Raw genomic sequence first — 22872 nt, 5'->3', positions numbered from 1 at the left:
AGATATGCTTTGCTCGAAAACGCTATAAGTCGCGATAGTGCCACTTAGTGAGGCTTCAGGTGCGAGCGTTCAGGCTGTCCATCTGATCTGAAACGAGGAAGCCGAAGGTTGCGAAACTTCAGTAGCCCAGAGGACCAAATGAACAGCCCCAGGAACGCGCTTCTGTCCTAGTGGTCGTGCGCCTTCATCATCCGGCAGGCTGACCCTTCCGGCCCGGATTTCTGATTCATCTTCGCCCCTTACGGCTATGATGAACCAAAAATCCTCCTTCGGAACGCTCCTCAATCCGTCCAGGGCAACCTCTCACTGGGTTTGACTCCAAGGTATTGGCTTTGGACCCTTGTAGCCGGCATAACCACCAAAGGGGGCAAGCAATAGCGCTCGTCGTAGTACGACACAGAAGCGTAGCCATAGGCGGGATAGTCATCATAGTAGCCGCCATAACTTCCGGCGCCCCGATAACCTCCGCCGCCCCAGCGCACGTCGGTGGTGTTTTTCTGGACCATCGATGTCATCGTCGTCGCCGTGTGTGTCGGCATCGGTCCGGCCTGGGCGCTCATACCGAGAGCAGCAATGGTCGCAGCCAGAATGGTGGCGCGCAGAGAACTCGAATATCGCATAATCAATCTCCGTGCTTATGCGGCAGCGCTTTAACGCAGCCGACGTCGGCCTATTGCACACCACGTTGCCACGGAAGCGTTGATCCAGATCAAGGATGATGCGTCATGCGCCTGTGTGCGCTGCACTCAGATTCCAAGCCGTAGTTGCGCGTTGCACCGTCCCCTCATTGCATTGCGGGCACGCTGCACCTTTGCGAGAACAGAAGCCACCTCGCCGGCAAGCGCCTGGCGCAGGAGTGACGCGAACCTTGATCGGATGGCTGATATGTATTTGGTCGCAGACGTCGCGGCTTAGCGTTCGTCGCCATCACGGCGGCATGTGCGCTCGTGCCGATGCAAGGTCTTCAATCGTTCATGCCGATCTCGGAAAGAAGAAATCCCTGCGAGGTTTTCGTGAAGGTGAATATGAGATCGCCGCAGAAGATGAAGTAATTATCGTTGTTTGCACCGTCGCGATCATAGACGGCTTTGCTGCGCTGGATACACTTGCGATTGCCCGCCGTGAAATCGCCGGAATATATCTTCGCCCGGAACGCCGAAGCATCACCGATGGAGGCGTCAGACATGAATGGAAGTTGCGTCATGCCGGCAACGGCAGTGGAATCATCGGCCTTCAACGCGGCCCGGAATTTCTTGATGAAGCCATCAAACTCCTGCTGCACGGCAGGCGGAGCGCCCGTATTCTTTGGCGCCTTCGCGAAGGCGGGAGCGAGATGCGAGAAAAGAGCCACGAGCAGAGCTATCAACGATGCTTTCATGGCTTCACTCCGATCCGTTCATGACGCGGTACCCGCTTTGCCGCACACCGCATAATCGCGGCCTACCGGCGGAACGCAAGTCCATCCCGCCCAAACCGGCCAGGTTAGACACAATGAGCAATGAACTAGCTACGTTGCTGATTTAACTGGCGCTCCCTAGCGGAAACGTCGTTTCGTATCCAATACAATTGAAATTGCTTAGCTTTTTGTTGCCCGATTAGTTTGTTGTGTCGCACGGGGCGGGCAGCAGTCTGCGAGCGGCGAGACGTGCCAATACAGGCGCGGAGAGTGCTTATAGCGTTTTCGACGAAGTGGGTGCCGGTCCGCGTGAAGCGTTTGCCGTAGAGTGCACTTGGCGGCCGTCGTGCCGTTCGGAAACCCAAGGATAACTCAGCTGTGAATCCGCATCTTCGGGGATGGGAGGCGATGACGCGGCGCGGTATGACTCGAAACAGAATTACTTCACAGAGGGGAAAACGAAGCCAATGTTGACGAAGCCAATGTTGTCAGAGAATCATTCTTGCAAACTAGGACTTGCGAGCATCTTGTTGCTGGCGCTGTCCTCTACGGCGCTCGCTGGTGATATCGGCGGCGGCACTCCGGCGCGCGGCGTCTATGTCGGTCTTTTCGGCGGCGGCGGCAGCGGCAGCACAGGAAGCATCACCCAGTCCGGGACCGCTTTTTTTACCGAGGCCGCTGGAGGCCCGCTCAGCGTCCGAGCCAACGGTCGGTCCGACAGCAGCGGCGTTGGTCTCGTCGGTCTGCAGGTCGGTCATGAATGGTCGTATGGCTCAAACCTGATGCCCGCTCTCGAGATCGAAGGCTTCTATCTGGCCGGCAAGCAGCGTGCGGCGCTGAACAATCCCACCAATCGGCTTCCAGAGCATAAGTTTGACGATACTTTTCCGATGAATAACGCTGTTCTTCTGGCGAATGTGGTTCTTAGCTTTCCAACGTCCTATCAGACCATAACTCCATATATCGGCGGCGGAATAGGAGCCGCCCGCATCTCCATCAAGGGTGCCGACTCCACTCAAACCCACCCGCTGGAAGTCGGTATCAACCATTTCAACTCCGGCGCGAACTCCTCCTCCTGGGGCTTCGCCGCACAAGCGAAGGCTGGCGTTCGCGTCGCCCTTGGCAGCAACGCTTACGTGTTTGCTGAGTACCGCTACTTGTTTGTCGACACCACCGACCAGACCTTCGGCTCTACCGTGTATCCTACTCATGTTGCCACGACCAACTGGGCGGTCCGCTTCAACGATATGTCCCACCAGCTAGCCGTCGGCGGCATCGGGTTTAGATTCTGACCTGATGGTTTGACAGGTACGCTTCTTTTTCAGACTGACCAATCGCCGCGATGTTAGGGCACGTGCGCCCAAAGCCCGGCTGTCATCGTCGGCAGCTTCCGCTTCGTTGCGATTCGGCCAGTCTGGAAACAAGCGGGTCGAATGACCGCGGTGCCGCGCCATCACGTCTGCATTCTGACAACCGCCTTCGGCAAGCCGTTCACGGTTGACGGCTTGAGCGGCTGGATGCGTGACGCGATCAAGGCCGCGCTGGCATTGCCGACCTGACATGCAGGCCGCATAGCTTGCGCAAGACGTTGGGCCGCCTGATGGCCGATGCAGAGTGCAGCGCGCATGACATCATGGCGGTGCTCGGTCACACCACGCTAGGCGAAGCCGAGCGCTACACGCGCGAAGCGGATCGCAGGCGAGGCGGGCGGCGCGCAATCGTCAAGCTGGAAGACCGAAGAGCGAAGAAATTTGCCCCAAACCGCTTCTGCGGATTTGGGATTTCGGAAAAAATTGAAAGGAAAACAAAATGATAGCCAGAGGGCTGGCGCTCCCTAGCGGAATCGAACCGCTCTCTCCACCGTGAAAGGGTGGCGTCCTAACCGATAGACGAAGGGAGCTGAACTTTTCAGCGGCAAATCGCGCCGTCGCTTCAGTCTCAATCCGCTGCGATATCGCCGCCAGATCAATATCCTGTGTTGATCTGATCAGGCAGCGTCTCCGGGCGGTGATGAACCGGCTCGGCGGCAGCGGCGAAACGTATAGTGGCGTTTGCCCGGAGGAGCAAGCGTTCTCCCTGGCGAGACCCCGTATCGGGGCCTCCCTTTCGGCTGATCTCTTCTCAGACCGGCGCCTCAGATGAAGCATCCAGGCACACCGGCAGCTTCACGACGGCACCAGGAAGTGGATCGCGGCACGGCGCAAGAAAAAGCCTCGCTTAAGCGAGGCCTTCAATCAAGTACGTAGCGCGCGTTCAAGTGCCGAAGAAAAGCCACAGCAGAAGTATCACGGGTATCGGCACGCCCAGCAGCCAAAGCAAAAGTCCGCGTCCCATCGACGTCTCCTTGTATGTCAATAAATGCAAAAGGAGAACGTGAACCGCCGTCGATCGTTCCCGTTCGCCACCTGCGAGGGACTGCCTGGGAAGGGAAGAGAAGAGGTCGTGCAGCGATGAGCTCGTCGTCATCGGGCGAACGCGCCATTCATAAGGAACGTTGCCGGAAGCTATCACCAATGACCGGTGTTGGGCATCGATATCCACGGTTCAGCCGCCGGACGAGGTTCACCCTTCTGCAGCAGTTCGATCGAGTGCAGGTCCGGAGAGCGGATGAACGCCATCTGTCCATCGCGGGGAGGGCGGTTGATCGTGATCCCGAGCCGCATCAGTCTGTCACACGTGGCATAGATGTCGTCCACCTCATAGGCGAGGTGACCGAAAAAGCGATCCTCGCCGTAAGTCTCCTCCGCCCAGTTGTAGGTCAGTTCGACCAGCGGTGCGCCGCGCCCCCTGGACTGCCTCACCAGGTCCTCGTCCTCGGGGGCGCATAGGAATACCAGGGTGAATTTCCCCTTGTCGTTGTCGACGCGACGGACCTCCTTCAGCCCCAACGCATCCACATAGAATTTCAGCGCGATTTCAAGATTACGCACGCGCAGCATGGTATGAAGGTAGCGCATATGTGATGTCTCCTGATGAGATGGGGGTTGATAAAATCATAGCAAAACCAGATCGGTACGGTGAAATTATATCCAGTTCCCGATATCCGGCCGCAAAGCGGAATGTTAACTAAACGACGTTTTTTGCCACGGCGCTGGAACCCTTCGGACCGCTTGCTCGTTTGACTACCATGATGCGCAAATGCCCGGCACCGTCGTCCTCCCCGCTTGAGCAACTCTATCAGGTGAAAAAGGCGAGGGCCGGCGATCATCTTGAGAATGATGGATCGCAGAGCGATTCTCATCGGGGGCTCGCGGGCTGCGTCAGCGTCGGGCTTCTTAATCGCCATGTTCGGAAACTAAAGCGAAACGATAGAAGCCCGATCTGGACTGTATTCAAGCCAAGCGCATTGCAAACCTCGTTTTAGAGAACACATTATTGCGACGATCTCTGGTGAGAGGATACGACATGAAGAAGAACTTGATCATGATTGCGACCGTGGCCACGCTCAGCAGCGCCGTCATCTCGGCACCGGCTCAGGCTCAACGATTTGGACCGGGCCTTGGTGTCGGTCTTGCCGTCGGCGCTCTCGCAGCGGGCGCAATGGCGAGTTCGTTCTACGGACCCTACGGTTACTACGGCGGCGGCCCGTACTATGGAGGAGGATATGGACCGGGCATCTACGGTGCCGGCTGGGGCGGCGGCGGTTGGGGTGGTGGCTGGGGAGGCGGCGGATGGGGTCCAGGATTTTATGGTGGCGGATGGGGTCCCGGTTACTATGGCGGTTTCCGGGGTCACCGCGGCTATTGGGGCGGCAATCGTGGCTGGGGCGGACGGGGATATTACGGTGGTCAACGCCACTGGGGTGGCGGCCGTGCCTATTACGGCGGTGGCCGAGGTTGGGGTGGTGGCGGTCGCGGCTGGGGCGGCGGTGGCCGCGGACGCTGGTAACCCTGAACTGACCTGAGTTGAAGATCCCCGGAGAGGTCATGAAAAATCTCTCCGGGTCGACACCCGCATCGCGGCTCCACCAGCGGGAGAACGGCGTCGGCGCTCAGCGGGCGCCGGTTCACGAGTGGAAGCGCAGGCCGGTGATGTCTTTAATTGTTAACGCGCGTTGCGATGACCTGCCGTCAGAACGCTTTGAACCAAGTTCATTTATTCTTTGTGTGCGCGCGGCATTCAGATTGTCGCCGACGTGTCGACGTGTGCTGGATTCACGCGCCTGACTTCACACGCCTGACTTGGAGAAATTCCAGAGAAAAAATCAAAACAAACGCAGACGGGAAGCGAGTCTGCGGGTACTTGCTACGGGTACTTGGAGTTGCCGGCGCTCGGATCTGTTTGCGCCCACGCTGCGCAGCGAACGATACGATGCTTCTACAAACCTCATCGATAACAGCCGAAAATACGTACCGGCGATGATTTTCGACAGCGATGAAGCCCATCGGCAAACCGAGGATCAAAATCCAGTGAGGGCTGATTCGTGCATTGTGCAAGGCTGTTTATAGATGTCGATCGATTTTTCTTTTGTCTTGCGACGTCCCCAAGAGTGTTATCTTTTGATTCGTGAGATTCGATTGGCTATATACGGGCGTAAATAACGGTGCGCTGCGCTAGACGGCAGCCGTAGTTGAAGCAACCGTAGTAAAAATGTGTGGGGGCCTGCGTCATGGGGTCGGACGGTTTTGAATCCAGTAAATTTGCGGGGCCGACGGCGAGCGATCCCTTGGGATCCAAGGACTTTTCCGGAACGACCGATCGAGAGGCGGGGGCCGGTCCGTTTGCCGGACTTGGGGAATCTCCCGCCAACATCGTCGAGATCAGCGGCGTCATCAAATGGTTCGACGCTTCAAAAGGCTACGGATTTATCGTTCCCGATAACGGCTGGCCGGATGTGCTCCTGCACGTCACGGTGCTTCGTCGCGATGGCTATCAAACCGCTTATGAGGGGGCTCGCCTGGTCTGTGACTGCGTGCAGCGGGCGAAAGGCTATCAGGCGTTCCGGATCACGTCGATGGATGAGTCCACCGCGATTCATCCGGCGCAGATGCTGCCGCCCCGGACCCACGTCAGCGTCACACCCACCAGCGGCCTGGAGAGGGCGCAGGTCAAGTGGTTCAATCGATTGCGGGGATTTGGCTTCTTGACGCGCGGCGATGGAACGCCGGATATTTTCGTGCACATGGAAACGCTACGGCGCTTCGGCCTCACGGAGCTTCGACCGGGGCAGTTCGTCCTGGTCCGGTTCGGGCCGGGCAGCAAGGGTATGATGGCAGCGGAAGTCCAGCCTGAAACGGGCGCTCCCAGCGTGTCCTCGCATTGATCCGTCAAACAGACCGTCGTGGAAGCCGCGCGGGGTTGCTTGGAATTTGATTTTCGGGAATCGTGTTCTGCGCTCGCAACCGCCTGCTGCTAGCGGCGGAGGGCGACTTGGGTAATTGCGCCTTGTGATCATGGTTCTGACAGGTTGTCCGATGCTACGACTGCGGGATGTCGGTTCTGGGTGGTTCCGCGCCGTTTTGTGGATCGTCCTGTTTTCCTGGATTGTCGTGGTCGTCCCCGACGACGCCGGCGTCCACGCAGCCGAACTCCAGCCGCTGGAGATCGCGACCAAGACCGGCGTAAAAATATTCTCGGTTGAAATGGCTGCGACCCCCGAGGAAAAAGCCACCGGATTGATGCATCGAAAGCATCTGCCTGACGGGCAGGGTATGCTGTTCGATTTTTCTCCCGCGCAGCAGGTGTCGATGTGGATGAAAAACACCTACATCTCGCTCGACATGATCTTTATCGGCTCGAATGGTCGCATTGTGCGGATCGCCGAGAACACCGAGCCTCTATCCACCCGGATCATCTCGTCACGGGGGCCGGCTAAAGGTGTGCTCGAGGTGATCGGAGGCACTGCGAAAAAATACGGCATCGCGCCCGGCGACCGGGTGTCGCATCCGCTCTTCAACGGCCGCTGAGTCCGCGGGAAGCTCTGAGCGACTTGCTGGGCCGCCCGGAAGGATGTAACGACATCGTTTCCCAGCAGATCGGGGTATAGCGCAGCCTGGTAGCGCGGCAGTTTTGGGTACTGCAGGTCGTTGGTTCGAATCCAGCTGCCCCGACCATCAACCACTCTCTTGTCGGTTTCGATCGACGAATCCTCCCGGAACGACCAGGTGGCGAAAAAGGGCGGACATTCGCGATGGTGAGGAAGGCGAAGCAATGAGCAGTTGGACGCTTGGTGCTCGTAAGCCGCTCCAAGGGGACGGCCTCGAGATTGACATTACGATCGATGGCGGTGATCCGCTCACGCTGGACACGCTTGAAGCCGAGACGCTGGAAGCCGGACTGGGCAAAGCGCTGGCGGGCATTGATAACGCATCCGGCCGGATTTCATGCGTGAATGCAGCCACCCAAATCATTGTCGCTGTCGACAAGGTCACCGTCGCTTCGCTGCGGTATGAAAAAGCGGAGCGGTTGCGCGGCCATCTGAAAGAGCTTCTGGCGGGCAAAGGCACCGAATTTTCCGATTCAGGCGCGGTAGAAGATCAGCCACACACTTCCGTTCCTTGAGAACAATTGACCTTCGACCCCGTTCGCACGGATGGTGAACTAACATTTGGTGAAACGGCCTTCTTCTCGACCGTGCCTCCCTGGAGGCCCGAAGATAAGCCGACTACGGAAGACACTACCCGATGTCGCTCGCGCCAGATTGTCAGGCCGTGACATAGCGAATATACTTGAGGGCCAGGGGTGTCCGCTGGCTTTCTGCCGGATCGACGCCAGCAACAGGTACCAGCGAAATCCATGATGGCACGTATCTTCAAGCCCGCCAAAAATGCGATGCAATCGGGTGCTGCCAGGACCAGGGAATGGCAGCTGGACTACGAGCCCGAGCAGCCGAGAGCGATCGAGCCGCTGATGGGCTGGACCAGTTCCGGCGACACGAAGCAGCAGATCACGCTTCGTTTCGAGACCAGGGAGGATGCCATCGCCTATTGCGAGCGCGAAGGAATCCCTTATCAAGTGATCGAACCGAAGGGAAGGGCGACGCGAAAGGCCGCCTACTCGGACAATTTCGCGTTCCGCCGCATCGAACCCTGGACCCATTGAAGCTATCGACAGGCCAGCCAGGAGCCTGACCTTACCGAAAGGGCCCGGCATCTGAGCGGCATGAGGCAGGCCATAACGGTCGCCCACCTGCGTCCCGCGCATCAAGAATAGGGGAATCGATCAGGTTCATGATTTTGGATCGCTTTGATCCCAAATCATCGTAATCTGCCCGGATTGAAGCGCGCGTTTCAACGCCTGCCAAGCATTCGGACTGTCATGGCGCTCCGTTCCGGTGTCGATCCAACCTCGTCAGATTTCGCGCGCAACGCCGAAGCGATGAAAACGCTGGTCGGCGAGCTGCGCGACAAGCTCGCGGGCGTCGCGGGCGGAGGCGGCGAGGCCGCGCGCGCGCGCCACACCACGCGCGGAAAAATGCTCGCCCGCGACCGCATCGATCTACTGCTCGATCCCGGCACCGCGTTTCTCGAACTGTCGCCGCTGGCGGCGAACGGGATGTACGGTGGCGACGTGCACTCGGCGAGCATCATCACGGGCGTGGGACGCGTCGTCGGCCGTGAGTGCGTGATCGTCGCCAATGACGCCACAATCAAGGGCGGCACCTACTATCCGATGACCGTGAAGAAGCATCTGCGCGCGCAGGATATTGCGCGGCAGAACAATCTGCCCTGCATCTACATGGTGGATTCCGGCGGGGCCTTCCTGCCGCACCAGGACGAGATATTTCCGGACGAGCGGCACTTCGGGCGCATCTTCTATAACCAGGCCAGCATGTCGGCGGCAGGCATTCCGCAGATCGCGATCGTGATGGGATCGTGCACCGCGGGCGGCGCCTATGTGCCTGCGATGTCGGATGAGAGCATCATCGTCCGCAATCAGGGCACGATCTTTCTGGGCGGGCCGCCGCTCGTGAAGGCGGCCACGGGCGAGGTCGTTACCGCCGAGGAACTCGGTGGCGCGGACGTGCATTCGCGCCAGTCCGGCGTCACCGATCATTATGCGCGAAATGACGCCGATGCGATCGGGATCGCGCGCCGCATCGTTTCCACCCTGAAGCCGCCGCAGCGAGCCGCCCTCAACATGCGTGAGCCGCGCGAGCCGCTGTTCGCACGGGAGGAAATCCATGGCGTGGTGCCGGAGGACGGCCGCAAGCCATTCGACGTGCGCGATATCATCGCCCGCATCGTTGACGGCTCGGAGTTCGACGAATTCAAGAAGCTCTACGGCCAGACGCTGGTGTGCGGATTCGCCCATATATGGGGTTACCCGGTCGGCATCGTCGCCAACAACGGAATCCTGTTCAGCGAAAGCTCGCTGAAGGGCGCTCACTTCATCGAGCTGTGCTGCCAGCGCGGCATTCCGCTGGTCTTCCTGCAGAACATCACGGGCTTCATGGTCGGCAGGAAATACGAAGCGGGTGGCATCGCGCGCGACGGGGCCAAGCTCGTCACGGCGGTCGCAACCGCAGGCGTGCCGAAGTTCACGGTGGTGATCGGCGGCTCCTACGGCGCCGGCAATTACGGCATGTGCGGCCGCGCTTTCTCGCCGCGATTCTTGTGGATGTGGCCTAACGCGCGCATCTCGGTGATGGGCGGCGAACAGGCCGCGATGGTTCTCAGCACCCTGCGGCGGGAGAACATCGAAGCCAAGGGCGGCAACTGGTCGATCGAGGAAGAGCGTGAATTCCAGGCGCCGATCCGTGCGCAATACGAGAGCCAGGGCAATCCCTATTACGCCACCGCGCGGTTGTGGGACGACGGGGTGATTGATCCCGCCGATACGCGCCTCGTGCTGGGACTTGGATTGTCCGCCGCTGCGAATGCGCCGATCGAGCCGACGACCTTCGGCCTGTTCAGGATGTGATCATGGCCGGCGCTCCAACCTGTCGTCCCTTCACGACGCTCCTGATCGCCAATCGCGGCGAGATCGCGTGTCGCATCATCCGCACCGCCCGCGCGATGGGCCTGCGCACCGTCGCCGTCTATTCCGAGGCCGATCGCGATGCACTGCATGTCGCCCTCGCCGACGAGGCGGTGTGCCTTGGACCCGCACCCGCCCGCGACAGCTATCTCGACATCGGGAAAGTGATCGACGCCGCACACAGGACGGGCGCGGAAGGCATCCATCCGGGCTACGGATTTTTGTCGGAGAATGCCGGCTTCGCGCAAGCCTGCGCCGATGCCGGCCTCGTGTTTGTCGGGCCGACGGCGGCGATGATGACCGCGATGGGCACGAAGTCGGACGCCAGGGCGCTGATGCAGAAGGCTGATGTGCCGCTGGTGCCGGGCTATCACGGCGAGGCGCAGGATGAAGCCACGTTGCGGAACGCGGCGGACGGGATCGGCTACCCGGTTCTCGTGAAGGCGTCTGCCGGCGGCGGCGGCCGCGGCATGCGGATCGTGCGGTCGGCCGCGGAACTGGCTGCCGCTATCGTCAGCGCCCGGCGAGAGGCAGGCGCGGCCTTCGGCGATGAGCGAATGCTGATCGAGAAATACGTCGAAAATCCCCGGCATATCGAAGTGCAGATGATCGGCGACAGCCATGGCAATCTGCTGTCGTTGTTCGAGCGTGAATGCACCTTGCAGCGGCGGCACCAGAAGGTGATCGAGGAAGCGCCATCGCCGACACTCAACGCCGCGCAGCGCGACAGGGTGTACGAAGCCGCGCGCAAGGCCGCTAGCGCGGTGGGCTATATCGGCGCGGGCACCGTCGAGTTCGTATCTGACGGCAAGGATGTGTTCTTCATCGAAATGAATACCCGCCTGCAGGTCGAGCATCCCGTGACTGAATTCATCACCGGAATAGATCTCGTGGAATGGCAGCTTCGGGTCGCGTTCGGGGAGAAACTGCCGCTGACGCAGGATCAGATCGCACTGAACGGTCACGCCATCGAAGCACGGGTCTATGCCGAAGATCCGAACAGAAGCTTCATGCCCTCCGTCGGCCGCATCAAGACGTGGCGCACGCCCCCCGAGGTTGACGGCTTGCGTATCGATGCGGGCTACAGTGAAGGCGATGCGGTTCCACCGAACTACGACGCCATGCTCGCGAAGGTAATTGCCTGGGCGCCGACCCGCCAGGCCGCGATCCGCCGCCTGGCGCGCGGGTTGGACGAAACGGACGTTCGCGGCATCGCCACCAACATTCCGTTCCTGTCCGCGCTGGTTACGCACGCGGACGTGTGCGCCAACGCGGTCGATACCGGGTTCATCGAGCGCCATCTGCAAGAACTGACCCGGCCCTCGGTGGCGCCGGGCGAGACCGAACTTGCGGCCGCCGTCGCCGCCGTCCTGTTGGCGGACAGCAAGGCGTCTTCAACGGACCCGGCGTCACCCTGGCGAACGGCGGGCTGGATGGCGGTCGGCCGACGCAGGCGGCGGTTCATATTCCGTCAGGGTCAGGCTGAGCACGAGGCCACGTTCGTCTATGGCAATGGCCCGGATGAAATTCAGCTTGGTGATAAGAATCTCCCATTCGCATTCGCTGCGGACGGCTCGGAAGGCATGGTCCTCACGCTCGATGGACGACGAAGCCCTGTTGTGTTCGCCGTCGATGGACGCGAACTGTACTTGCGGACCCGCAACGGGCGGTTCGAGTTGCACTGGGTCGATCCATTTGGCGAAGACGACGAGGAGCAGGCCGGCGAGGATCGCATCGTCGCGCCGCTGCCGGGCACGGTGGTTGCGCTGCTCGCGGAGGAGGGGACTTTGCTGGAGAAGGGCGCCCCCATTCTCGCGCTGGAAGTGATGAAAATGGAGCAGACGTTGCGCGCTCCGTTTGCCGGCAGGCTGAAGAAAATCAAATGCAAGGTCGGCGATGTCGTGCAGGAAGGCGTCGAACTCGCAGAGATCGAAGCAACCGCTTGAAAGCGAGGGGGCAGTCTCACCTGTGTTTCGGCGAGACTGCCGTTCCCGGCGATCAGAAGCAGCGATTGACGACGCGCCAGCGCGGTCCGAAGGAGGTCGGCACCAGCCTGCGCACAAAGCAGCCGCCAGACCCACCGATGAAGTGGCCGGGACCCCAGGCATAATGGCGCCAGCCGTGATGGTGATGCCCGTGATGGTGATGGTGACCGTGGTGATGCCAACCCCAGCCTGCGGATGCTGCGGTGGGCGCCAACGTTGCCGTGCCAAGCGACGCAGCCGCGATCGCGGCAAGTGCGATTTTGCGAAACATCGTGATCTCTCCTCATGATTAGGACGCCGAAGCGTCCGCAGTGAATATTTCGTCCGCCTGGTTTGACGTTTCGCCAGGCGGGCAGGTTCAGTGCTTCGGAGGTTACGGCATGGTTTCGAACCGCTCTGTGATGCAGGTTACAGAGTTCGTTATGGCGCACGGAAATGCCGTAGGAGCGAGGTCAGACGCCCGATGCGCTTGCCGTCAATGACAGGCGCCGATATAAGCGCGCAATTCCTGCGACCGCTAAATCAAGGACGACATCATGGCGATTGAACGCACCTTTTCAATTCTCAAGCCGGACGCGACCGCGCGAAACCTGACCGGCGCGATCAACGCCCTGATAGAAAAGGCCGGACTTCGAATTGTGGCGCAAAAGCGCATCCGCATGACCCGCGAGCAGGCCGAGACGTTTTACGCCGTGCACAAGGCCCGCCCATTCTTCGGAGAACTCGTCGACTTCATGATCTCCGGGCCGGTGGTCGTGCAGGTGCTGGAAGGCGAAGGCGCGATCCTCAAGTATCGCGACATCATGGGTGCGACCGATCCGTCCAAGGCGGCCGATGGCACCATTCGCAAGCTCCATGCAAAATCGGTCGGTGAAAACTCCGTTCATGGATCTGACGCAGCCGAAACCGCGGCAATCGAGATCGCCCAGTTCTTCTCGGGCAACGAGATCGTCGGCTAGAGCATTTTCCGGCGAAGTGGATACCGGTTCGCCGCAAGAAAATGCGACCAGACAATAATTTCTAGAGCATGATCCCGACCCGAAAGACCGCGCCAGCGCAAAGTGGAAACCGGTTTTCGGAGAAGATCATGCTCGAACAAAAAGGTACGCGACGGGTCTGATTCAACGCGGTTCAATCGGATTCAACGCGGTTGAAACAGACTCTGGAGCTTTGCTTCCGCTTCAATCGGAAGCAAGGCCTGAGATTGTTGTTTTGACGCGTTTTCCTCACGCGAACCGGCCGCCATCCTCGGGTCACATCCCGGGGACATGCTTCGCGCGAGAACGCTATCGGCCGAGTCTGGCGGCGTTCGATCGAAGGAACAGGTGTTGGATTCGCTACTGCACGTCTTCGACCTGACGGCGATCGCCTCGGCCTTCGATCAGTTTCGAAACGATCTGAATGATCCGGCGTTCTGGCTCGCCGTCAGCAAGATCATCTGGATCGATGTCGTCTTGTCCGGCGACAATGCGCTGGTGATCGCGCTTGCCTGTCGTGGGTTGGCTCCCCGGCTGCGCTTCTGGGGGGTGGTGCTCGGCGCGGGCGCCGCGGTTGGCCTCCGCATCATCTTCGCCGGAATCATCACAACCTTGATGGGACTGACCTACCTCAAGCTGGTGGGGGGGCTCGCGCTGCTTGTGATAGCCACCAAGCTGCTGGTGCCGGAGAAGCAGGGCGAGGATGCGATCCCGGCAGCCGGCCGCCTCTGGTCCGCCGTCCGGGTCGTCGTGGTCGCCGACTTCGTGATGAGTCTCGACAATGTCATCGCGATCGCGGCGGCGGCGAATGGCAGCGTGCCGCTGCTGATCATCGGGCTGGCTGTCAGCGTGCCGCTGATCGTGACGGGCGCGGCGCTGATCATGATGCTTCTGACGCGCCTGCCTTTCTTGATCTGGGCCGGATCAGCGTTGCTGGGCTGGATCGCGGGCGAGGTCATCGCGACCGATCCGGCGGTGGCGCCACGGCTGCATCAGTTCTTCGATGGAGGGACCGGAGTTTTTCTGGACGCGGTCCTGGGGTGGCTCGGCATCGCGCCCCAGTTTGCCGCCGGGGGACCCGGAGGCGAGGTTTTGTGCGGCTTGCTGGGGATCATGATCGTGCTCAGCGCCGGATCGATGATACGCAACCGCCGGAAAATTTCCGACTAGAGCATTATCGCTTCTGACTGAATCAGAAGCGAGGCTCTATGATATTGATTTAACGCGTTTTCTTTACGCGAACCGGATTCCATCCTTAGGGCTCGAGCCCGAGGACATGCTTCACTCGAAAACGCTTTGACCGTTCCGGAGAGCAGGTCTTCCGCATGCAATCAAACATGTGGATAGCGGGAGACTGACGAGCGAAGCTGGTTCGTTTCCGACACGGCCACGCATCGCCAAGACACCTTGAAACGCTTCGGTTTCGTCTGTCGCGGTCGTATCGCCGCTTCTTTCAAAGCCGCGGTCCCGGGTGTTTCTCCGTTCCCTGGCGTGGCTTGCTAAGCGGTAATTTTCATGTTGCAATCCCCTAACAATCGGTTGAGAGCCCGCCCGTCGGTACAATTCGGAAAGTTCGGCAAAGATCAGGAGAGGGGCCCGCTTGTGGCGTGAGGCGCGAAAGTGCGGCCACGTCTTTGATCACATCCCAACAGGAGACAGGCGATGCAGAAGGGCACCGTCAAATGGTTCAACCCAACCAAAGGGTACGGCTTCATCAAGCCAACAACCGGCGACAGGGACGTGTTCGTTCAAATCTCCGCCGTTGAGCGCGCCGGCCTGAGCACCCTCGACGAAAACCAGACGATCGAATACGATCTGGTTGAAAATCGCGGCAAGACCTCCGCCGAGAATCTGAAGATCTCGTAAATCACAGCTCTCCGCGATCGGTTCGGCGACACGCTCCTTCAATCGCGAGGGCGGGTGGATCTGCCTTGACCTATAGTCTTTCCGCTTCTGATGGAAATCAGAAGCGGGGCTCTCCGATTATGATCTGACGCGTTTTCTTCACGCAAACCGGCATCCGCTTTGCTCGGAAACGCTATAGGCGGGACGTAGTCAGATCACTGACGGCGAGATCAGGCTATCGTCCGGACTGGCATTTGCCGACGTCTTGCAGATGTCGCCATCCAGTCGCACTCCTCCGCCCGCGACCAGCCGCAGCGCATCCGGGTAGATGCGATGCTCGATTTCCAGAACGCGCGCGGCCAGCGTCTCCTCTGTATCGTCGTCACGCACGGTCACCGCGCCCTGCATGACAATGGGGCCGGCATCTGTTTCCGCAACGACGAAATGCACCGTGGCGCCTGAGATCTTCACACCCGCGCGCAGGGCCTGACCGTGGGGGTCGAGGCCCCGGAATGATGGAAGCAGCGAGGGATGGATGTTGAGCATCCGTCCATGCCAGCATCGGGCGAATTCGGCGGTGAACAGCCGCATGAAGCCGCCGAGGCAGATGAACTCGATGCGCTTGTCGTCCAGAGCGGATTGCAGTTCGGCCTCGAACGCCGCACGGTCCTTGCCAAATGGTTTGCTTTCAATGACGAGGGTCTCGATGCCGGCCGCCTGGGCTCTGGCGAGGCCCGCCGCGCCGGCTTTATTGGAAATGACGACGGCTATTTCAGCCGGAAAGCCCTCGGCCTTTGCAGCCTCCACCAGCGCCGTCATATTCGATCCGCGTCCGGAGATCAGGATGGCGACACGGCGTTTCATGCTCTCATTCCCTGCGGGGGCGTTCTACACGGCGAGATCGAGTTGACCGTCGTAAACGACCCGGCCTTCATCGCCCGCAGCGATCACATCGCCGAGCAACGACACACGTTCGCCGGCCTGCGTCAGCACATCCACGACCTGCTGAACCGCGTCGCGGCGCACGATCGCGACCATTCCGATGCCGCAATTGAAGGTTCGAAGCATCTCGCGTTCGGCGACGCGCCCCTGATGCGCCAGCCATTTGAATACCGGAAGGACCGTCAACCCCGCGAGATCGATCCTCACGCCGAGTCCCTCGGGCAGGACGCGAGGAATGTTGTCGGTGAAGCCGCCTCCGGTGATGTGGGCAAGCCCTTTCACCGCGCCGGTTTCGCGGATCGCGCGCAGGCAGGATTTGACGTAGAGCCGGGTAGGGGTCAGCAGCGCGCCTCCCAAGGTCGCCACAGGGGCAAACGGCGCTGGAGCGGAGAGGGCGACACCCGAGGCTTCGACGATCTTGCGGACCAGTGAATAGCCATTGGAATGCACGCCGGACGACGCGAGTCCGATCACCGCATCACCGGCAGCGATATCGCGGCCGGGCAACAGGGAGCCGCGTTCCGCCGCGCCGACCGCGAAGCCGGCGAGGTCGTAGTCGCCGTCCTTGTAGAGGCCGGGCATTTCAGCCGTTTCGCCGCCGATCAGGGCGCAACCTGCCTCCCGGCAGCCTTCCGCGATTCCGGCCACGATCGCCGCGGCGGTTTCGGGATCGAGCTTGCCGCAGGCAAAATAATCAAGGAAGAACAAGGGCTCCGCGCCCTGCACGACGAGATCGTTGACGGACATGGCGACGAGATCGATGCCGATGGTGTCGTGGATGCCGGTTTCGATCGCGATCTTGACCTTGGTTCCGACCCCGTCGTTGGCCGCGACCAGAACCGGGTCCGCGAATCCGGCGGCCTTGAGATCAAACAGGCCGCCGAATCCGCCGATCTCAGCCTCCGCGCCAGCGCGAGCGGTTGCGCGCACCATCGGCTTGATGAGGTCGACCAGCCGGTTGCCGGCGTCGATATCGACGCCCGCCCCGGCATAGGTAAGGCTGTTGTTCCTGTCGGTCATGCCAGTGTCCCGATTCCGAAGTCCGCATACCCTTGCCGCAACCTTTGATACGAACTTCGGAATCAAAGGGACACCAGCAGCGCTCGAAGACATCCGGGCTGGTTACGTCGGATTGCGGACTTGCGCAATGGCTCGCACCGGCTGTCCGCATATACTATGTAGACAAAGGCCGACCGCTTCTGCAAAGCCTCGCCTCCCGAAGGTTTTGTGCGGGAACCATCCGGAGCCTGGAAAGTCGCGTGAGTATTCCAAATATTATTACGCTCGGCCGTATTCTGCTCGTGCCAATCATTATCTGGGCTATCGCCTCCAATCAGATGGAGATCGCTTTCGCCATCTTTGTGATTGCCGGCGTCAGCGACGCGGTGGACGGGTTTCTAGCCAAGCGCTTCAACATGGCGAGCGAACTTGGTGCGCTTCTGGATCCGCTGGCCGACAAGGCGCTGCTGGTCTCGATCTTCGTCACGCTCGGCATTTGGGGCGCCGTGCCCATCTGGCTCGTTATCCTGGTGGTCTCGCGCGACATCATGATCGTCGGGGCGGTGATCGTATCGTGGCTGTTCAACAAGCCGGTGCCGATGAAGCCGCTGCTGGTCTCGAAGCTCAATACAGGAGCGCAGGTCGCGTTCGCGGCGCTGGTGCTGGCCGCGCTGGGATTCGGATTCGATTCCTCGCCCTACGAAGCCCTTCTGATGGCCGCCATAGCGATCCTGACCCTGGTTTCCGTCTCGTTCTATCTCGTGGAGTGGGTGCGCCACATGAGCACCATCGATCCGAAATGAAGATGGCACGGTACACGCGAGTTGGTGCTGACGTGGAGTAGATGCGTGGCAGGCCGTCCTCCCTCCCGTCAGCTCGCATTCACGCTGCCGCACGCTGAGAGCTTTTCGCGGGACGACTTTCTTGAAGGTCCCGCGAACGCGGCGGCGCTGTCGCTGATCGAGGGCTGGCCGGAGTGGCCGAACAGGATCATGTTGCTGGCCGGCCCTGAAGGTTGCGGCAAGAGCCACCTCGCGGCGATCTGGGCGGAGCGGGCAGGGGCGCGCTCCATCAGCGCGCAAGGCCTGACCGCGGCGACGGTGCCGATGGCCCTGACGACAGGGGCGCTCGTCGTGGAGGACCTCAATCCGAAAACCTTCGATGAGCTTGCCCTGTTCCACCTGATGAACCTCGCCCGTGAGGAAACCGCGTTCGTGCTGATGACGGCGCGAGTCACTCCCGCCGCGATCGAGATCGGGCTGCGCGATCTCCGGTCGCGACTCCGCGCGGTGCCGGTCGTAACGTTGATGCCGCCCGACGATCATCTGCTCCGGGCGCTGATCGTGAAGTTCTCAGCGGACCGCCAGATGAATATCGACGAAGCGATCGTGAGTTTCATCGCAACGCGGACCGAACGATCGGTTGCCGCCGCTCGCCTCGCCGTCGAACAGCTCGATGCCGAATCGTTACGCCTTGGCCGGCCGGTGACGCGCGCGCTCGCCGCAGAACTGCTTCGAAATATCGACTGAAGCCACACGGCTCTGCGTTCCTTCGATAGACCTTGACGCCGCGACCTTCCGCAACGTCAAATGTCATGGAAACGTCATTGAGCTGGCCCATGGTTTGCCGCTGTTGCACCGCCGCCGCAGCATCTGAGCTACGCCACTTCTGATGCTCGCCACTTTTGAGGGAGGTCGGAGCAGGCACAGGTTTTGATTGGACGCGTTTTCCTTGCGCGAACCGGCTATCCGCTTCGCTCGAAAACACGAGAATACGGACCGACATATCGATGGATTCAATTCAAGCGATTGCTCCCGAAGACAAAAAGCTGGAACTGGAACTGGACTCGGCGATCCGCGCCAGTCCGGAACGGTTTATCAATCGGGAATTATCCTGGCTGCATTTTAACCGCCGCGTCCTTGAGGAATCGGTCAATCCCGGCCATCCCGCGCTTGAGCGCGTCCGATTCCTGTCGATCTCCGCCAATAACCTCGATGAATTCTTCATGGTTCGCGTCGCCGGCATCAAGGCGCAGGTGCGGGAAGGGATCACCGAGCGCAGCCCGGACGGGCTGACGCCGTCGGAGCAACTTATTCTCATCAACGAGACGGTCTCGAATCTCGCGAGCGATCAACAGGCGATCTGGCGGGATCTGCGCAATATGCTGGCCGGAGTGGGGATCGTCCTGATCGACGGCAAGGATGTCACCAAAGCCGAGCGGAGCTGGATCGCCGATCACTTCCTGCACAATATCTTCCCTTTGTTGACGCCGCTCGCCATTGATCCGGCCCACCCGTTTCCGTTCATTCCAAGCCTTGGCTTCACCATCGCGCTGCAATTGGCGCGGACGTCGGATGGCAAGCCGATGAATGCTTTGATCCGCATGCCCGGCAAGATCGACCGGTTCCTGAGGCTGCCGGTGGCCAGCAAGGACGATCCTGTCAGGCTGATCACGATTGAAGGCGCCACCAGCCTGTTCATCAACCGGCTGTTTCCGGGCTACACGGTCAAGGGGCAGGGCGCGTTCCGCATCATCCGGGACTCCGAGCTGGAAATCGAGGAGGAGGCGGAGGACCTGGTTCGCCTGTTCGAGACCGCGTTGAAACGCCGCCGGCGCGGCTCCGTCATCCGGCTCGAAATCGAGGCCGCGATGCCCGCCGAGCTGCGTGCATTCGTTCAGCGGGCGCTATCGGCGGCCGACGACGAAGTGCTGCTGGTGGACGGCGTCCTCGCCATGAACGAGCTGTCGCAACTCACACGACTCGACCGGCCCGACCTTGAATTCGTGCCGTATGTTCCGCGCCATCCCGAGCGTGTGCGCGATCATGGCGGCGACGTGTTCGCCGCGATCCGGCAGAAGGACCTGATCGTTCATCATCCTTATGAGTCGTTCGACGTCGTCGTGCAGTTCCTGCAACAGGCCGCGCGCGACCCTGACGTCGTCGCCATCAAGCAGACGCTCTACCGCACCTCCAACAACTCGCCGATCGTGCGGGCGCTGGCGGAGGCCGCGGAGGCGGGCAAGTCCGTCACGGCGCTCATCGAGCTCAAGGCGCGGTTCGACGAAGAGGCCAACATCCGCTGGGCGCGCGATCTCGAACGTGCCGGTGTGCAGGTGGTCTACGGCTTCCTCGAGCTAAAGACGCATGCCAAGCTCTCGCTGGTCGTGCGCCGGGAAGGCGGCAGTCTCGCGACCTATGTCCACACCGGTACCGGCAACTATCACCCGGTGACCGCGCGTATCTATACCGACCTGTCGTATTTTACATCCGATCCGATCATAGGCCGTGATGCGGCGCGCGTATTCAATTACATCACGGGTTACGCCGAGCCGAGCGATATCGAGAGAATGGCCGTATCGCCTCTGACGCTGCGGAATCGGATTATCGATCATATTCGCGGTGAAACCACTTTCGCCCGTAACGGCAAACCGGCCGCGGTCTGGATGAAGATGAACGCGCTGGTCGATCCCGACATCATCGATGCGCTGTACGAAGCATCCCAGGCAGGCGTTTCCGTCGAATTGATCGTGCGCGGCATCTGCTGCCTGCGGCCCGGAGTTCCCGGATTGTCGGAAAACATTCGCGTCAAGTCAGTCATCGGCAGGTTTCTGGAGCACGGCCGGATTTACTGTTTTGGAATGGGGCAACCCATGCCGGGACCAAAGGCCGCTGTGTATATCTCGTCCGCGGACATGATGCCGCGCAACCTCGACCGGCGCGTCGAGGTGCTGTGCCCGCTGCAGAATGCGACGGTGCATCAGCAGGTTCTCGAGCAAATCATGGTCGCGAACCTCAAGGATACCGAACAGAGCTGGCAGTTGTTGCCGGATGGATCGTCAACGCGTATGAAGGCCGCGAAGGGTGAGGAGCCCTTCAACCTGCATAACTATTTCATGACAAACCCGAGTCTGTCCGGCCGTGGAAAGTCGCTCAAGGAATCTTCGCCGCGCCGTCTCACGCGTCGCTCAGAGCGGCAGCCGCCGGCATAGAACGCCGGCCCCGACATATCTGCGTCCGCGTAAACCGGAATCCAGCGTCGCCGTCATCGATATCGGCTCCAACTCCGTCCGCCTCGTCGTCTATGAAGCGTTGGAGCGAAGTCTCGTCTCCGTCTTCAACGAGAAAGCATCGTGCGGACTCGGGCGCGAGGTGCAGTCCACCGGATTGCTTGCGTCGGATGCGATCAGCAAGGCGCTGACATCCCTGCGGCGTTTCCATGCGCTGTGCAAGGTCATGAAGATCAGCCGCGTTTACGCCATCGCGACCGCGGCATGCCGCGATGCCACGAACGGCGCGGATTTCATAGCTCAGGCTGAACGCATCTGCGGCGTGCCGGTTGAAATTCTGCCGGGATCACAGGAAGCCTATCTTGCCGCCCTGGGAGTCGTTTCCAGCGTCCACAAACCGAACGGGATCGTGGGCGATCTCGGCGGCGGTTCGCTGGAATTGACCGACGTGCGCGACCACCGGGTGGGTCGCGGAATAACGCTGCCGCTCGGCAGTCTCGCCTTGCAGGATGCGTCGAAGAAATCATTGAAGCGCGCGAACAGCATTGTAAAAGCCGCGCTTGCCGATGCGACGCCGCTGAAGGCCGGCAAAGGCCGCACTTTCTACGCTATCGGCGGAACATGGCGGGCGCTGGCGCGCCTTCACATCATCCAGAGCGGTTATCCGCTTCGTGTCATGCACGGCTATTCCATTCCCGCAGCCGACGCGCTTGATTTCGTCCGGCGGCTGCGCCGTCTGGTTGCTTCCGACATGCTGGCGGATATCGAGGTCGTCGCCGAAGCCCGGCAGCCGCTGCTGACTTATGCCGCTCTCGTGCTGGAGCACATCATCCGGATTGCGAAGCCGAAGGCCATCGTTTTCTCAACCTATGGCGTCCGCGAGGGTCTGCTTTACTCGATGCTGCCCGCTGCCGACCGATCCAGGGATGGATTGATCTGCGCCGCGCAAACGCTGAATAGCCTGCTGTCGCGCTCAGCCTGTCATGCCGAGGAACTGATCGAATGGACCGATCGGTTGTTCCGGGCTCTCAAGCTTCAGGAGACCGAAGACGACCGACGGCTGCGCCACACCGCCTGCCTGCTCTCCGATATCGGCTGGCGCATACATCCCGACTACCGCAGCGAGCAGACTCTCAGTTTGATCATGAATGGCAATTTCGTCAGCATCGACCATCAAGGACGAGCTTTCGTCGCGCTGTCGGTATACTACCGCTATGCCGGGTTGAACGAAGCGAACGGGCCATCACCCGTGGTAGGCGAACTGGTGACGTCGCCCATGGATGAGAGAGCGCGTATTCTGGGCGCCGCCTTTCGCGTCGCGCATCTGATTTCGGCGGCTCAACCAGGTGTGTTGTCCGCCACCCAGTTCAAAAACAGCGGTCGCAAGCTGACGCTTGTGTTCGAACACCGGCTGGTCGATCTGGTCGCGGATCGTGTGGGTGGCCGGTTCAAGCAACTGGCGCGCCTTGTCGGCCGTTCGGGCTCGATCGTCCTCCGCTAGTGTCCCGATTCCGAAGTTCGCAAACCCTTGCAGCGACCTTTGATGCGAACTTCGAAATCACAGGGACACTGGCAGCTTTATAATTCTAGTGTGGTTTAGGTTCAGAAGTTCGCCTGGCAGAATCGCTGGACCCTGAAAGCGAACTTCTGAACCACCACACTAGGCTTGTTCATCAGCGCCGCCTGCGACGTTTTCTCTTTGCGCATCAAGCACCCGCTTCTGTAACGTTGTCGTGGTGGTGAAGCACCAAGAGCCTTTCGCTGCTGATGGAATCAGAAGCGAGGCTCTATGATCGTGAT

At 60.5% G+C, this 22872-nt stretch carries 23 protein-coding genes and 2 tRNA genes; 19 read left to right on the top strand and 6 right to left on the bottom strand.

Annotated elements, in window-relative coordinates; genetic code table 11:
- Positions 1-281: 281 nt before the first annotated feature.
- The gene (locus NWI01_RS11010) at positions 282-620 is read right to left on the bottom strand and encodes a hypothetical protein (protein ID WP_141383885.1); all 339 of its coding nucleotides are present in this window, start codon (positions 618-620) and stop codon (positions 282-284) included.
- 248 nt (positions 621-868) lie between these two features.
- Between NWI01_RS11010 and NWI01_RS18885 the strand changes: the two genes are divergently transcribed.
- The 4 genes from NWI01_RS18885 (at position 869) to NWI01_RS19630 (ending at position 3209) form a co-directional block, all read left to right on the top strand.
- A complete protein-coding gene (locus NWI01_RS18885; protein ID WP_181410441.1) occupies positions 869-1402 on the top strand; it encodes a hypothetical protein in 534 nt (177 codons plus the stop codon).
- Positions 1403-1923: 521 nt separating this feature from the next.
- Positions 1924-2688, top strand: coding sequence for an outer membrane protein (locus tag NWI01_RS11000; RefSeq protein WP_244613723.1), 765 nt, complete (start codon positions 1924-1926; stop codon positions 2686-2688).
- Between the two features lie 141 nt (positions 2689-2829).
- Entirely contained in the window at positions 2830-2955 is a 126-nt protein-coding gene (locus NWI01_RS20085; RefSeq protein ID WP_283809245.1) for a hypothetical protein, read from the top strand.
- 17 nt (positions 2956-2972) lie between these two features.
- On the top strand, positions 2973-3209 hold the full coding sequence (locus NWI01_RS19630; protein ID WP_253356316.1) for a hypothetical protein: 237 nt from the start codon (positions 2973-2975) through the stop codon (positions 3207-3209).
- A gap of 12 nt (positions 3210-3221) precedes the next feature.
- On the opposite strand, the gene NWI01_RS10990 is transcribed toward NWI01_RS19630, so the two are convergent.
- Positions 3222-3296, bottom strand: a tRNA-Glu gene (locus tag NWI01_RS10990).
- Between the two features lie 607 nt (positions 3297-3903).
- Positions 3904-4353, bottom strand: a complete 450-nt coding sequence (locus NWI01_RS10980; protein ID WP_141383881.1) for a VOC family protein — start codon at positions 4351-4353, stop codon at positions 3904-3906.
- A gap of 448 nt (positions 4354-4801) precedes the next feature.
- On the opposite strand from NWI01_RS10980, the gene NWI01_RS20080 reads away from it, so the two are divergent.
- The 8 genes from NWI01_RS20080 (at position 4802) to NWI01_RS10940 (ending at position 12261) form a co-directional block, all read left to right on the top strand.
- Positions 4802-5284: a hypothetical protein gene (locus NWI01_RS20080; protein ID WP_181410440.1), complete on the top strand. Its 483-nt coding sequence runs from the start codon at positions 4802-4804 to the stop codon at positions 5282-5284.
- A gap of 721 nt (positions 5285-6005) precedes the next feature.
- Positions 6006-6659, top strand: a complete 654-nt coding sequence (locus NWI01_RS10970; RefSeq protein ID WP_244613721.1) for a cold-shock protein — start codon at positions 6006-6008, stop codon at positions 6657-6659.
- A gap of 151 nt (positions 6660-6810) precedes the next feature.
- The gene (locus NWI01_RS10965) at positions 6811-7302 is read left to right on the top strand and encodes a DUF192 domain-containing protein (protein WP_141383879.1); all 492 of its coding nucleotides are present in this window, start codon (positions 6811-6813) and stop codon (positions 7300-7302) included.
- Between the two features lie 70 nt (positions 7303-7372).
- Positions 7373-7449: transfer RNA gene (locus NWI01_RS10960), tRNA-Pro, on the top strand.
- 97 nt (positions 7450-7546) lie between these two features.
- A complete protein-coding gene (locus NWI01_RS10955) occupies positions 7547-7897 on the top strand; it encodes a hypothetical protein (RefSeq protein ID WP_141383878.1) in 351 nt (116 codons plus the stop codon).
- A 234-nt stretch (positions 7898-8131) separates the two neighbouring features.
- On the top strand, positions 8132-8437 hold the full coding sequence (locus NWI01_RS10950; RefSeq protein ID WP_041345537.1) for an ETC complex I subunit: 306 nt from the start codon (positions 8132-8134) through the stop codon (positions 8435-8437).
- A gap of 216 nt (positions 8438-8653) precedes the next feature.
- Positions 8654-10258: a carboxyl transferase domain-containing protein gene (locus NWI01_RS10945; protein ID WP_141383877.1), complete on the top strand. Its 1605-nt coding sequence runs from the start codon at positions 8654-8656 to the stop codon at positions 10256-10258.
- 2 nt (positions 10259-10260) lie between these two features.
- Positions 10261-12261, top strand: coding sequence for an acetyl/propionyl/methylcrotonyl-CoA carboxylase subunit alpha (locus NWI01_RS10940; protein WP_141383876.1), 2001 nt, complete (start codon positions 10261-10263; stop codon positions 12259-12261).
- 52 nt (positions 12262-12313) lie between these two features.
- On the opposite strand, the gene NWI01_RS10935 is transcribed toward NWI01_RS10940, so the two are convergent.
- Positions 12314-12571 carry a hypothetical protein gene (locus tag NWI01_RS10935; protein ID WP_141383875.1) on the bottom strand — a complete coding sequence of 86 codons (258 nt, stop codon included), beginning with the start codon at positions 12569-12571 and terminating at the stop codon, positions 12314-12316.
- Positions 12572-12836: 265 nt separating this feature from the next.
- On the opposite strand from NWI01_RS10935, the gene ndk reads away from it, so the two are divergent.
- The 3 genes from ndk (at position 12837) to NWI01_RS10920 (ending at position 15143) form a co-directional block, all read left to right on the top strand.
- A complete protein-coding gene (gene ndk / locus NWI01_RS10930; protein WP_141383874.1) occupies positions 12837-13259 on the top strand; it encodes a nucleoside-diphosphate kinase in 423 nt (140 codons plus the stop codon).
- A gap of 369 nt (positions 13260-13628) precedes the next feature.
- Positions 13629-14447: a TerC family protein gene (locus NWI01_RS10925; RefSeq protein WP_141383873.1), complete on the top strand. Its 819-nt coding sequence runs from the start codon at positions 13629-13631 to the stop codon at positions 14445-14447.
- A gap of 492 nt (positions 14448-14939) precedes the next feature.
- On the top strand, positions 14940-15143 hold the full coding sequence (locus NWI01_RS10920) for a cold-shock protein (RefSeq protein ID WP_141383872.1): 204 nt from the start codon (positions 14940-14942) through the stop codon (positions 15141-15143).
- 189 nt (positions 15144-15332) lie between these two features.
- On the opposite strand, the gene purN is transcribed toward NWI01_RS10920, so the two are convergent.
- Positions 15333-15986 (bottom strand): phosphoribosylglycinamide formyltransferase, encoded by a 654-nt coding sequence (purN, locus tag NWI01_RS10915; protein WP_141383871.1) that lies wholly within the window; start codon positions 15984-15986, stop codon positions 15333-15335.
- A gap of 24 nt (positions 15987-16010) precedes the next feature.
- Complete coding sequence (purM, locus tag NWI01_RS10910) at positions 16011-17084, bottom strand: phosphoribosylformylglycinamidine cyclo-ligase (protein WP_141383870.1); 1074 nt, start codon at positions 17082-17084, stop codon at positions 16011-16013.
- Between the two features lie 239 nt (positions 17085-17323).
- Between purM and NWI01_RS10905 the strand changes: the two genes are divergently transcribed.
- The 4 genes from NWI01_RS10905 to ppx all read left to right on the top strand — a co-directional run bounded on the left by NWI01_RS10905 (position 17324) and on the right by ppx (position 22573).
- On the top strand, positions 17324-17866 hold the full coding sequence (locus NWI01_RS10905; protein WP_141383869.1) for a CDP-alcohol phosphatidyltransferase family protein: 543 nt from the start codon (positions 17324-17326) through the stop codon (positions 17864-17866).
- Between the two features lie 45 nt (positions 17867-17911).
- Complete coding sequence (locus NWI01_RS10900) at positions 17912-18592, top strand: DnaA ATPase domain-containing protein (protein ID WP_141383868.1); 681 nt, start codon at positions 17912-17914, stop codon at positions 18590-18592.
- A gap of 260 nt (positions 18593-18852) precedes the next feature.
- Positions 18853-21054, top strand: coding sequence for an RNA degradosome polyphosphate kinase (locus NWI01_RS10895; protein WP_141383867.1), 2202 nt, complete (start codon positions 18853-18855; stop codon positions 21052-21054).
- Positions 21055-21073: 19 nt separating this feature from the next.
- Positions 21074-22573 carry an exopolyphosphatase gene (gene ppx / locus NWI01_RS10890; protein ID WP_141383888.1) on the top strand — a complete coding sequence of 500 codons (1500 nt, stop codon included), beginning with the start codon at positions 21074-21076 and terminating at the stop codon, positions 22571-22573.
- The last annotated feature ends 299 nt before the right edge of the window (positions 22574-22872 follow it).

It is taken from the genome of Nitrobacter winogradskyi, assembly GCF_006539545.1.
Lineage (GTDB): Bacteria > Pseudomonadota > Alphaproteobacteria > Rhizobiales > Xanthobacteraceae > Nitrobacter > Nitrobacter winogradskyi_A.
This window is presented reverse-complemented; position numbering and strand designations above follow the sequence as displayed.